This window comes from Palleronia aestuarii (assembly GCF_003253995.1).
Taxonomy (GTDB): domain Bacteria; phylum Pseudomonadota; class Alphaproteobacteria; order Rhodobacterales; family Rhodobacteraceae; genus Palleronia; species Palleronia aestuarii.
On sequence record NZ_QKZL01000007.1, the window covers coordinates 31,727 to 43,474 of the forward strand.

An 11,748-nucleotide genomic window follows, 5' to 3' on the forward strand; every position below is an offset into this window, starting at 1 on the left:
ACATGCATCCGGCTGCGTCCCTCATCGCGTTCACTACGCTGTCCGGCCTGGGCCTCGGGCTTCTCGCGTTCCTGGGCGTCGGCCTTGCCCCGGACGAGGGCCGGACGGGGCTCGTCTTCTTCGCCCTTGCCTTCGCGCTGGCCGGAGGCGGGCTCGCGAGTTCCGCCCTGCATCTGGGCCATCCCGAACGCGCGCATCTGGCCTTCACCCAATGGCGCAGCTCCTGGCTCAGCCGGGAGGCCTGGCTCGCCTCCGGAGCACTCGCGACGATGGCTCTTCACGCGGCTCTGAGCCTCGCCGGTTGGCGGATCGCCCCGCTGGGATGGCTCGGCGCGGCGCTTTGCCTCGGGACGGTCGGCGCGACCGCGATGATCTATGCGCAACTTCGCACCGTCCCGCGCTGGCACCATCCGACGACGCCCGCGCTGTTCCTGGCTTATGCCATCACGGGCGGCACGCTTCTCTCGGGCCACGTGATCGCGGCGATCGTCCTTCTCGCCCTCACGGGTATCGGGCAGGTGATCGTCTGGCGGCTCGGCGACGGGCGCGTCGCCGCGTCACGAAGCGATGCCGGTACCGCGACGGGGCTGGGCACGCGAGGGCGCGTGCGCCTGTTCGAAGGCCCGCATACCGGCGAAAACTACCTGACGCGGGAAATGGTCTTCCGCGTCGCGCGCAAGCACGTGCTGCCGCTTCGCGCGATCGCCCTGATCCTGGCCGTGGGCCTGCCTATCGTGCTGCTGGCGTTGCCCTTCTCGCACCTTCTCGCGCTTCTCGCCATTCTGTCGCATCTGGCCGGACTGATCGTGCAGCGATGGCTGTTCTTCGCGGAGGCCGAGCATGTCGTGGGCCATTACTACGGACGGACCGGATAGCGTCCGACCTCGCTGCGCCTCTCAGGCCGGGTGAGGCACGGCGTCCTCTGCCTCGTGCCCGTCGGCGTCGCGCGAGGCCTCCACGTCCTGCGGCGTCACGCCGGGATCGAGAATGCAAGGTCCCGCCCTGCCGTCCCACGCGATCTCGATCGTCGAATGCTCGATCCCGTATTCCTCCGAGAGGGTCCGCTTTACCGCCCTCACGATATCCGCGGGCTCCTTCCCCTCCTCCATGCCGATCTCCATCGTCGCGACGGGCTGGCCGGAGGTGATCGACCAGACATGCACGTGATCGACCCGGACGAGACCGTCGATCCGGTCGCACAGCGTCCGGCGCAGCTCGTCCACCGCCACGTTTCCGGGGCTTCCCTCCATAAGAACATTCAGGGACGCCCGCAGAAGCGACCAGGCGGAGCGCAGGATGATCGCGGATAGGAGCACCGAGAGGATCGGATCGATCGGGGTCCAGCCCGTGAACCAGATGGTCACCGCGGCGACGATCGCCGCGACCGAGCCCAGCAGGTCTCCCAGAACGTGGAGCATCGCCCCGCGAATGTTGAGATGACCCCGATCCCCGTGCGAAAGCACCCAGTAGACGCCGCCGTTGACGAGAAGACCCAGCACCGCGATCGCCAGCATCGGCCCGGCCAGAACCGGCGCGGGGTCGAGAAGCCGCATCACCGCCTCCCACGCGATCCAGGCGACGAGCCCGATCAGGGTTAGCGCGTTGACGAAGCCCGCGAGGATCTCGAAGCGCATGTAGCCGAAGGTCCGCCGCGCGTCGCGTCCGCGCCGACCGAACCGGAATCCCGCCCAGGCGAGCGCGAGCGCCGCGGAATCGGTCAACATGTGCGCCGCGTCCGCGACCAGCGCAAGCGATCCGGCGACGAGCCCGCCAACCAGCTCGACCACCATGAAGCCGAACGTGATGGCGAAGGCGCCGAGGACGAGGCGCTCGTTCTCCCGGCCTACCGTGGGTGCGTGATGGTGATGCCCGCTGTGGTCGTGGCTGTGGTGATCGTGCGTCATCCGCCAAATCCTTCTGCCGCGCCGCGCCCGGTCGGGGCCGGTGCGGCAGCGGAAGTATGACAGCGATGGCGGCCGGATGCGAGGGGCCGTCGGGCCCGCCCGATCAACGCGCGTGATCGAGCCGCAGATGCTTCATCGCGAAACCGAGCTTCTCGCGCACTCCGCCCGTCAGCACGAAGGGATAGAGATCGGGCAGGTCCATGGCGCGATTGACGTGATTGGTCGCGATCGCGATCTCGACCGCGCGCGTGATCAGCCGCTCCGGATCCGCTTCACGATAGGCGTCGTAGCCCGGGGGCGGTCCGGAGGGCAGCGCAAGGCCCGCGGCCGCGGCACTGTCCAGAAGATCGACGAGGTGGAGGAGATGCGCGATGCTTTCTGCCCAATCCTCGTGGGGGTGCGCGGTCGCGTAGCTGGTGATGAACCGCTCGCCGGGCTCGCCGGGCGAGGCGTAGTGCTTCTTCAACGCTTCGCCGTAATCGGCGCGCTCGTCGCCGAAAAGGGCTCGGAACCCGTTCAGGAATTCCGGGTCCTCGGCAAGGCGGAGTTGCAGAAAATGCGCCATCTCGTGACGCATGTGCCCGATCATCGTGCGATAGAGTTCACCGAGGTTTTCCTGGCGCTGCATCCGAACGGTCTCGCTCGCCTCGACCACGTTGATGGTGATCAGCCCGTTCGCGTGCCCCATGATGACATTCGCATCCCCTGATGAGGTATGCTCCGACAGCATCTTGAAGACCGGCCGCGCGCCCGGATCGTCAGGCGTGAACCAACCCCACCGCGCGAGATTGGCGAGCATCCAGCGCTTGGCCGCCTCCGTCTTCGCCCAGAGTTCGGTATTCTCCGGGGCTCCGAGATCGGGGACCGTCTCCGTCATCGCGCAGGAGCGGCAGAAACCGTCCGTCTCCGCGATCCAGTTGCACGCGATCTTTTCGCGATTGGCGCAGAACACCCCATCGGTCCGCATCTCCTGTCGATCCGGATCGAAGGAGACATCCTGCCCGCACCGGCAGAACAGGTTGTGGAAATAAAGTTTTTCCGAGCAGTTCGGACATCTGAAGATCTGCATCACGTTCCTCGCGCCATCCCACATGGCGGCGGGTAACCCGGCAGGAGCGGCACGGTTCCGCACAATGGAACATAAAGGAATCCCACCCGGTCATCGTATTGCCCAAGACGGGCCCGGCGTCGCGTGGATACGAAAACAACGGAGACCCGCGACGCCGTAATACAGCCATGAGACCCTCGCTGCGCCGATCACAAACACGACGATCCGCGCGAACAGGAGCAGTAGGAACGCGAGGGCACCGTCCGCTGGCCTTTCGTATCCTTGATTGGACCCAGACCGGCACAATGGTCGTCGCCGCGGTGGCGCTCGCCGGCCCTGTTTTCGGCCACATACGCCGGCCGCCCGGTTTTTTCGCCGTTCTCACGCGGCTCTTCCTCACGTGCGTCGTGAACGCCTCTGACTGCAACGGCCTCCGCGTCAAATGCGCGCTACCATGACCGCATCCCCTGGCTTCTCCTTCCCCGCGCGATCCGCCTCGCGAGGCACCTACGGCTCGGTACACGGGTAGAGATCGCGGAAGCGACGCCATGACCGCGCCGAACTCGACGCGGGGCCGGATGTAGCTGGTCCTCTTAGGGATGACCACGCTAGACCGGCGGGATCGAGGCAGACGGATAGGAGCGTCATGACCGACACCGCGAGACCGGATCACCCCTGGTGGAAGAAGGCGACCGGCTACCAGATCTATCCCCGTTCCTTCGCCGATTCGAACGGCGACGGGATCGGCGACATCCCCGGCATCATCGGCAAGCTCGACCACCTCTCCGATCTCGGGATCGGGTTCGTGTGGCTCTCTCCGGTCTATCGCTCACCGATGGCCGACAATGGCTACGACATCTCGGATTACCGCGACGTGGCACCGGAATTCGGTACGCTCGACGATCTCGACCGCCTGATCTCGGAAGCGCGCGCGCGCGGGATCGGGATCGTCATGGATCTCGTCGTCAATCACAGCTCCGACCGACATGCCTGGTTCGAGGCCGCGCGGGCGAGCGCGGATGCGCCGGAGCACGACTTCTACGTCTGGCGCGACGCCGCGCCCGACGGCGGCCCGCCGAGCGATCTGCGCGCGTGCTTCGGCGGCTCCGCCTGGACGTGGGTGGAGGAGGTGGGCAAGTACTATCTCGGCTATTTCAGCCCGCAGCAGCCCGATCTCAACTGGCAGAACCCCGACCTCCGCGCCGCGATCTGGGACATGATGAACTGGTGGCTCGACCGCGGCATCGCGGGCTTCCGGATGGACGTGATCAGCCTCATCGGCAAGGACGTGGATGCGGGGGTCTTCGAGGAGGGCCCCGATCTCCACGCCTTCCTGCAGGAGATGCGGCGGGAGACGCTCGCCGGACGCGACATCGTCTCGATCGGCGAGAGCTGGTCGGTGAGCCCCGAGACGGCGCTCCTCTATTGCGGGCGGGACCGCGGCGAGCTCGACATGGTCTTCCAGTTCAACCACGTCACCCAGGGCTGGGACGAGACCTTCGGCAAGTTCCGTCCGAAGCCCTTCGACCTGCCGCGGCTGAAGCGGGTGCTCGCCGAATGGCAGGAGACGCTGGGGGAGGACGGCTGGAACTCTCTCTTCTTCACGAACCACGACCTGCCGCGGCAGGTGTCCGTCTACGGCGAGGATGGGGTTCACCGGGTCGCGTCGGCCAAGATGCTCGCGATCGCGCTCCACATGCTGAAGGGTACGCCCTTCATCTATCAGGGCGAGGAGATCGGGATGACGAATGCCCGCTTCACCCGGATCGAGCAATACCGCGATTTCGAGACGCTGAACCATTACGAGGATCAACGACGCGCGGGCGTCTCCACGGAGGATTTCGTAGCGGGGGCGAGCGTCACCGCGCGCGACAATTCCCGCACGCCGATGCAATGGGAGGCCGGACCCGGCGCGGGCTTCACCACCGGCACCCCCTGGATCGAGATCAACGCGAACGCCGACGCGATCAACGTCGCAGCCGACCGCGCCGATCCGGACGGCATCTTCGAGACGTATCGGCGTCTCGTCGCCCTGCGCCGCGAGAAACCGGTTGTGGCCTTCGGTCGGTTCGCGCTTCACGCGGCTGACTATCCATCGGTCTTCGCCTATACCCGCATGCTCGACGGGACGCGGCTGGCTGTGATCGCGAGCTTCAGCGCAGAGCCGGTCGAGTTCGACGTGCCCGAGGAGATGTCGGGCGCCGGGACATCCCTTGTCACGAACGCGGCGGCGCGGCGCGCGATCTCCGGACGGATCACGCTCGCGCCCTTCGAGGCCTTCGCCATCGAAATGGACTGATCCGTGCGTTGATCGTAGGCTGTCATCATCGCGTGACCTTTCAGGGCAATTGTCCGGTTCGCGATCAGGTAGGAGACCACTGGATGAGACTTACGATCTACGCCGCGCTCGCCGCGGCGATGCCCGCGATAGCCGGCGCGCAATCCGGGGAGGAGGCGCTCGATTACGGAGTCCGCCCCGCCTTTCTCGTGGAAAAGCTCCAGGAGGGGGCGCTGAAGGACAAGCTTCTCTCCTGTGCGGGTCAGACGCCGGAACGCACCGCCTTCTCCATCGGCCATCGCGGCGCGCCCTTGATGTTTCCCGAGCATACGGTGGAATCGAACCGCGCCGCGGCGAAGATGGGTGCGGGCATCCTCGAATGCGACGTGACGTTCACGGCCGACAAGGAGCTCGTCTGCCGGCACGCGCAGAACGACCTGCACACGACGACGAACATCCTGCTGACCGATCTCGCGCAGAAATGCACCTCCGGCTTCACCCCCGCGGAAGGAGACACCGAGGCGAGCGCCGAGTGCCGCACGAGCGACATCACCCTCGCGGAGTTCCGGACGCTCGAGCCGAAGATGGACAGCTACGATCCGACGGCCGCGGATGCGGAGGCGTTCCAGGGCGGCGTCGCTCCCTGGCGCACCACGCTCTTCGCAGACGGGGCGCAGACGATGACCCATGCCGAATCGATCGCCCTCTTCGACACGCTCGGCGCCGACTTCACGCCGGAACTGAAGGCGCCTTCGGTCGAGATGCCCTTCGACGGGTTCAGCCAGGAGGATTACGCTCAGAAGCTCATCGACGAGTACAAGGATGCCGGGATCGACCCCGCCCGCGTCTGGCCGCAATCCTTCCAGTTCGAGGATGTCCTCTACTGGATCGAGAATGAACCCGATTTCGGCGCACAGGCCGTCTACCTCATCGATGACAGCTCGATCGAGGGGCTCGACGGAATGGACCCGGAAAGCTGGGGGTTCACGCCCGCCGAATTGAAGGAGCAGGGCGTCAATTACGTCGCGCCCGCGATCCCGTTCCTTCTGACGCTCGACGAGTCGGGAGAGATCGTCCCGTCCGAACTCGCGACGCAGCTCGCCGCGGCGGATATCGACATCATCGCATGGTCGCTGGAACGGTCCGGTCCGCTGGCGAATGGCGGCGGTTGGTACTACCACACGATCACCGACGCGATCGATGGCGACGAGGATTACCTCAACGTCGTCCATGCGCTCGCGCAGGATGTGGGCGTGGTCGGCATCTTCTCCGACTGGCCGGCGACGGTGAGCTACTACGCGAATTGCTACGGATTGTAAGATCGCCGCGTCGCGGGGCGTTTCTACCCATATTCCGGCCGGGTACCTCAGGTATCCGGCCGTTGCATTTCCGGGAACGACGCCTGTCACGAGTGGCGCCGGCCGACCTTTCCAAGCTGAGGATAGGGGCGATTGACTAACCTGATCGTTTTGGTAAGACTTGAGAGTGAGCCCAGCCACCCGATCGGGAAGCCCGGACTTGGTGAACAGGAGGTGCCCCGTGGCCAACCAAGACGCAGAGCGCAATCCCGCACCCCGCGAGGAACCGTGGCAGGCAGCTTCGTCCCGCGACGAATTCCTGATGGGATTGACCGAAGGCGGATCACCCGATGCGGCTTACCCGCGTGACTTTCACGCTCCGAGGGAGGACGAGTCGTGGATGTCGTGACACCTGCCCGGAGCGAGGCCCAGGCCACCGAGATCCCCACCCATTCGGCTCGGGATCTCACGGGAGCGGACCGCCTGGCGCGCCTCGTTCTTGACGACAAGGTCTATGTCCTGCGCATCACGCGGGCCGGCAAGCTGATCCTCACGAAATGACGGTCCACACCCCCCTCCCGCGTCCCGACCGTGGCGCGTTGCCTGTCGGCCTGATCGACGAAGCGGACGCGATCACGCGATCGGCGATCATCCTACTGCGCTGCTGGTGCACGGGCGGCGAATCCCGCAAACACATCGCGGCGCAGTTCCGCGACGTCCTGCCGGCCGAGGCGGCGCGCGATGCCGTACGGGATTTCGACGCGTTGATGGAGCTGACGCTCGCGGCCGCGCGCCGCCCGCTCATGCGCCACGAGTTGGACTGCCGCTGCATGGGCGGCGACGAGAATGCCTTCGCCCAGATGATCGTGGCCGGCGCCGCGGGCGATCACGACGACGCTCTGCTCTTCGCCTGCGTCCTGATGACGGGCCCCGCCGCCTTCGAGGCCGGGCGGCTCTCGATCGCGCTCGGTCAACCGTTCCTCCGCCTCGCGACGGCGCATGGCCGAGACCCTCATCCCACCCATTCGACGCCCGCTTCGCGCGTCCACTAGAAGGAATTTCCCATGTCCCGTCTCCTGCTTGTTTCCTGCGCCAGTACGGCACTCTGCGCCCTGCCCGCCCTGGCAACCGAGAAGGGAGACATCCTCGGGACATATGCCGATATCGCCGAGGCCGCCTACGGCGACAGCCTCGTCGCGGCAGAGGCGCTCGGGGACGCCGTCGCGGAACTGCTCGACGCGCCCTCGGCCGATACGCTCGCGACCGCGCGGCAGGCCTGGCTCCGCGCGCGCATCCCCTATCAGCAGACGGAGGCCTTCCGGTTCGGCAACCCCATCGTCGACGATTGGGAGGGCAAGGTGAATGCCTGGCCGCTCGACGAGGGGCTCATGGATTATGTCGACCCGAGCTATGGCGGTGCGACCGACGAAAACGCCTATGCGGCGCTCGACGTCATTGCCAACCCGACCTTCACGCTCTCCGGGGAAGAGATCGACGCGACGGAGATCACGCCCGCGTTGCTGCGTGACACGTTGCACGAGGCCGACGCGGTGGAGGCGAACGTGGCGACGGGCTACCACGCGATCGAGTTCCTGCTCTGGGGGCAGGATCTGAACGGGACGGAGGCCGGCGCAGGCGCCCGTCCCTGGACGGATTACGCGACTGGCGCGGACTGCACCCACGGCAATTGCGACCGCCGCGGGGAATACCTGCGCTCGGCGACGACATTGCTCGTCGACGATCTCGCCTGGATGGCCGATCAATGGACGGCGGGCGGGGCCGCGCGGGAGGCGGTGCTCGCTAACGAGGATGCGGGGATCGACGCGATCCTCACCGGCATGGGCTCGCTCTCCTACGGCGAACAGGCCGGGGAGCGGATGAAGCTCGGCATCCTGCTCAACGACCCCGAGGAGGAGCACGATTGCTTCTCCGACAACACCCACAACAGCCATTACTACGACGCGATGGGCATCCGGAACGTCTACGTGGGGAGCTACGCCCGGATCGACGGCACGGTCGTGTCGGGACCGTCGCTTTCCGAACTCGTCGCCGAGAGCGATCCGGATGTCGACGCGGCGCTCCGGGCCGATCTCGATCACACCATGGCGGAGATGGGCCGGATCAAGGCGGTCGCGGAAGCGGGCTTCTCCTACGACCGGATGCTTGCACGCGGCAATTCGGACGGAGAGGCCCTGATCACGAACGCGATCGACGCGCTGATCGCGCAGACCCGCAGCATCGAGCGCGCGGTGGTGGCGCTCGGGCTCGACCAGATCGCCTTCCAGGGGTCGGAGAGCCTCGACGATCCGAACGCCGTCTTTCAATAGGCCGCCGGACCGTCGTATGAGTACGGGGGCGCTGCCGCCGGGCATTGCCCCCATTCCGCTTCAGGACCCCCCATGGCGAAATCTGCGAAACTTCCTTCCCCGTGTATCGGCGTATGCAAGTTCCGCCGCGGGGACCATTGCATCGGCTGCTCCATGACGAAGCCGCAGAAACGGATGTTCAAGTCGCTCCGGAAGGCGGAGCTGCGCCGGGCCTTCGTCACGATGCTGGTCCACCAGCAGAACGATCTCGGCCGTTACACGCACTGGACCCGGGCGTATCTGAAGAAGCTTCGGAAGAAAGGCGCGACCCCGCCCCCGCCGCTCGATGCCTCCCTGAAACCGTGACGTCGACCCGGATCGCCCTCCTCGCCGCGATCACCGGCATGGCGATCGGCGGCGCGGCGCTTTCCGGTGAGCCGCAGGATGCGCTGACGCGCGCGCATCTCGACGTCGTGGCGCGCACGGATGCGGAAGCGGCGCGGATCGCCGACATCGTCGCGCCCGCCACGAGCTTCGATGCCGCCGAACCGTTCGAGGCCAATCCTGGCGGCGGCGCGACGGTTCGGGCGCGCAGCGATGCGGACGCGTTCTCGCAGGCCTCGGGCAACATCTCCTTCGCCCGCGAGCTGGACTTCAAGATCGGCAACGGGCTGTTCCGCAAGGTCTGGGTGTCTTCGCCCGCCTCCACCCAGGCCTCCGATGGGCTCGGACCGCTCTACAATGCCCGCTCCTGCCAGCGCTGCCACCTGAAGGACGGGCGCGGCCACCCGCCGGAGGGACCAGAAGACCCGGCCGTGTCCATGTTCCTGCGCCTCTCCGTTCCGGCGGCGCCTGACGAGGCGACGAGCGAGATCGAGGCGTTCCTCCTCTCGCTCGGGGAGGAGACGCGACGTGCCCGCCCCGATCCCGTCCTGGGCGGGCAGCTCCAGAACTTCGCCGTCCAGGGTCAGGCGGCGGAGGGCCGGATGACGATCACCACGCGGGAGATGCCCGTCGAGCTCGCCGGAGGCGAGACGGTCACGCTTCTCGCGCCCGAATACGGCATCGCGGATCCGGGTTATGGGCCACTCCGCGACGATCTGATGCTTTCGCCGCGGGTCGCGCCACAGATGATCGGGCTGGGGCTTCTGGAGGCGATCCCGCCCGCCGACATCCTCGCCCTCGCCGACCCCGAGGACGCGGATGGCGACGGCATCTCCGGCCGCGCGCAGGCCGTCTGGTCCTTCGAGGAAGAGCGCCCGATGCTCGGCCGGTTCGGGTTGAAGGCGGGCGCACCCACGATCCGGGAGCAGGCGGCGAGCGCGTTCGCGGGCGATATCGGGATCTCCACGCCGATCTTCGAGGCGCCCTGGGGCGATTGCACGCCGGAGCAGGACGCTTGCCGCGCGGGCCCGCATGGCGATGGCGACGCGCGCGGCACGGAGGTCGACGCGGAGGCGCTCGACCTCGTGACCTTCTATTCGCGCAACCTCGCCGTGCCCGCCCGTCGCGACGTGGACGCCTCGGAGGTCCTGCGCGGCAAGGAAATCTTCTACGACGCGGGCTGCCCCGCCTGCCATCAGCCGAAATTCGTGACCGACCGGCTCGCCGATCAGCCCGAACAGAGCTTCCAGCTTATCTGGCCATATACCGATCTCCTCCTCCACGACATGGGCGAGGGCCTCGCGGACCATCGCCCCGAGGGGCGTGCATCGGGTCGCGAGTGGCGCACCGCGCCGCTCTGGGGGATCGGGCTCACCGAACAGGTGAACGGCCATTCCCGGTTCCTGCACGACGGTCGCGCGCGATCGCTTCTCGAGGCCGTGATCTGGCACGGCGGCGAGGCGCAGGCCGCGCGCGACCGCGTCGTGGAGATGCCGAAACCCGACCGCGACGCCCTCATCCATTTTCTGGAGAGCCTGTGAAACGTTCCCTCTTCCCCCTCCTCATCGCTTTCCTCGCAGGCCCGGCCACCGCCGGTGTCGAGGACGCGATCGAGACCTATATCCTGCCCGGCTATGCCCGTCTGTCCGAAGCCACGGAGACGCTGGCCAATGACGCGGCCACCGATTGCACCGCCGAGGGGCTACGGCCTGCCTATCGCGACGCCTTCGATGCCTGGGCGCGGATCGGCCATCTGCGCATCGGCCCCGTCGAGGAGCAGGGCCGGGTGCTCGCGATCGAGTTCTGGCCCGACGTGCGGGGCATGGCGGACCGTACCATCGCCGGGCTGATCGCGGATGCCGATCCGGCCGTCGAAAGCGAGGCGGGTTTCGCGGAGGTTTCCGTGGCCGGGCGCGGCCTGATGGCGCTCGACCGGCTGCTCAACGACGAAGCCTACGAGGGCTACGGGAAGGAGAGCTACACCTGCGATTACGTCGTCGCGGTCGCGCGGGATCTCGCCCGCATGGCCTTCGAGATCGAGGCGGAGTGGCGGGACGGCTACGCCGAGACGCTCGCGAGCGCGGGGGATGCGGGCAACACCACGTACCTGAGCGAGCGTGAAGTGCGCCAGGCGCTCTTCACCGCACTTTCCTCGGGGCTCGAATTCGACGCGGCGCAACGCCTGGGACGGCCTCTGGGCACATTCGAACGTCCCCGGCCCGAACGGGCGGAGGCGCGGCGGTCGGGGTTGTCGCTCGCTCTCCTCGTAGCCTCGCTCGAGGGCCTGCGGGACTTCGCGACTGCGCTGGCCTTGGACACACCCACGGAAACGCGGGCCGCGTTCGATCGCGCCATCGCCGCCGCCCGGGATCTCGACGATCCGGTCTTTGCGCTGGTCGACGATCCGCAGGGTCGGTTCGAGGTCGAGATCGTCCAGCAGCGGATCGAGGCCGCGCGGCAGGTGGCCGCCAGCGAGATCGGGACGGCTCTCGGTGTCTCGGCGGGCTTCAATGCAGGGGATGGAGACTGA

At 67.2% G+C, this 11,748-nt stretch carries 11 protein-coding genes; 9 read left to right on the top strand and 2 right to left on the bottom strand.

All coding sequences use genetic code 11. The features are described 5' to 3' along the window. Window positions 1–2: 2 nt before the first annotated feature. Window positions 3–875 (top strand): dimethyl sulfoxide reductase anchor subunit family protein, encoded by an 873-nt coding sequence (locus tag LX81_RS10170; protein ID WP_111537217.1) that lies wholly within the window; start codon window positions 3–5, stop codon window positions 873–875. Window positions 876–896: 21 nt separating this feature from the next. Here LX81_RS10170 and LX81_RS10175 read toward each other — a convergent pair whose 3' ends face one another. Next, entirely contained in the window at window positions 897–1,904 is a 1,008-nt protein-coding gene (locus tag LX81_RS10175; protein ID WP_111537218.1) for a cation diffusion facilitator family transporter, read from the bottom strand. Between the two features lie 103 nt (window positions 1,905–2,007). After that, a complete protein-coding gene (locus tag LX81_RS10180) occupies window positions 2,008–2,973 on the bottom strand; it encodes a zinc-binding metallopeptidase family protein (protein WP_111537332.1) in 966 nt (321 codons plus the stop codon). Window positions 2,974–3,598: 625 nt separating this feature from the next. Between LX81_RS10180 and LX81_RS10185 the strand changes: the two genes are divergently transcribed. The 8 genes from LX81_RS10185 to LX81_RS10220 all read left to right on the top strand — a co-directional run bounded on the left by LX81_RS10185 (window position 3,599) and on the right by LX81_RS10220 (window position 11,748). Next, the gene (locus LX81_RS10185; protein ID WP_111537219.1) at window positions 3,599–5,251 is read left to right on the top strand and encodes an alpha-glucosidase; all 1,653 of its coding nucleotides are present in this window, start codon (window positions 3,599–3,601) and stop codon (window positions 5,249–5,251) included. Window positions 5,252–5,334: 83 nt separating this feature from the next. Next, on the top strand, window positions 5,335–6,549 hold the full coding sequence (locus LX81_RS10190; protein WP_111537220.1) for a glycerophosphodiester phosphodiesterase family protein: 1,215 nt from the start codon (window positions 5,335–5,337) through the stop codon (window positions 6,547–6,549). A gap of 375 nt (window positions 6,550–6,924) precedes the next feature. Further along, window positions 6,925–7,089: a hemin uptake protein HemP gene (hemP, locus tag LX81_RS10195; protein WP_111537221.1), complete on the top strand. Its 165-nt coding sequence runs from the start codon at window positions 6,925–6,927 to the stop codon at window positions 7,087–7,089. After that, window positions 7,086–7,580 carry a hypothetical protein gene (locus tag LX81_RS10200; RefSeq protein WP_111537222.1) on the top strand — a complete coding sequence of 165 codons (495 nt, stop codon included), beginning with the start codon at window positions 7,086–7,088 and terminating at the stop codon, window positions 7,578–7,580. Before hemP ends, LX81_RS10200 begins: the two co-directional genes overlap by 4 nt. Window positions 7,581–7,592: 12 nt before the next feature. Beyond that, window positions 7,593–8,855, top strand: coding sequence for an imelysin family protein (locus LX81_RS10205; RefSeq protein WP_111537223.1), 1,263 nt, complete (start codon window positions 7,593–7,595; stop codon window positions 8,853–8,855). Between the two features lie 72 nt (window positions 8,856–8,927). Then, window positions 8,928–9,200 carry a DUF1289 domain-containing protein gene (locus LX81_RS10210; RefSeq protein ID WP_111537224.1) on the top strand — a complete coding sequence of 91 codons (273 nt, stop codon included), beginning with the start codon at window positions 8,928–8,930 and terminating at the stop codon, window positions 9,198–9,200. Window positions 9,201–9,238: 38 nt separating this feature from the next. Beyond that, window positions 9,239–10,759 carry a di-heme oxidoreductase family protein gene (locus LX81_RS10215; protein ID WP_111537333.1) on the top strand — a complete coding sequence of 507 codons (1,521 nt, stop codon included), beginning with the start codon at window positions 9,239–9,241 and terminating at the stop codon, window positions 10,757–10,759. Next, the gene (locus LX81_RS10220) at window positions 10,756–11,748 is read left to right on the top strand and encodes an imelysin family protein (protein WP_111537225.1); all 993 of its coding nucleotides are present in this window, start codon (window positions 10,756–10,758) and stop codon (window positions 11,746–11,748) included. Before LX81_RS10215 ends, LX81_RS10220 begins: the two co-directional genes overlap by 4 nt.

What these genes read in the sequence shown, in the direction of transcription:
- LX81_RS10170 (WP_111537217.1), top strand. Translation starts at nt 3, where the DNA reads ATGCATCCGGCTGCGTCCCTCATCGCGTTCACTACGCTGTCCGGCCTG.
- LX81_RS10175 (WP_111537218.1), bottom strand. Translation starts at nt 1,904, where the DNA reads ATGACGCACGATCACCACAGCCACGACCACAGCGGGCATCACCATCAC.
- LX81_RS10180 (WP_111537332.1), bottom strand. Translation starts at nt 2,973, where the DNA reads ATGCAGATCTTCAGATGTCCGAACTGCTCGGAAAAACTTTATTTCCAC.
- LX81_RS10185 (WP_111537219.1), top strand. Translation starts at nt 3,599, where the DNA reads ATGACCGACACCGCGAGACCGGATCACCCCTGGTGGAAGAAGGCGACC.
- LX81_RS10190 (WP_111537220.1), top strand. Translation starts at nt 5,335, where the DNA reads ATGAGACTTACGATCTACGCCGCGCTCGCCGCGGCGATGCCCGCGATA.
- LX81_RS10200 (WP_111537222.1), top strand. Translation starts at nt 7,086, where the DNA reads ATGACGGTCCACACCCCCCTCCCGCGTCCCGACCGTGGCGCGTTGCCT.
- LX81_RS10205 (WP_111537223.1), top strand. Translation starts at nt 7,593, where the DNA reads ATGTCCCGTCTCCTGCTTGTTTCCTGCGCCAGTACGGCACTCTGCGCC.
- LX81_RS10210 (WP_111537224.1), top strand. Translation starts at nt 8,928, where the DNA reads ATGGCGAAATCTGCGAAACTTCCTTCCCCGTGTATCGGCGTATGCAAG.
- LX81_RS10215 (WP_111537333.1), top strand. Translation starts at nt 9,239, where the DNA reads ATGGCGATCGGCGGCGCGGCGCTTTCCGGTGAGCCGCAGGATGCGCTG.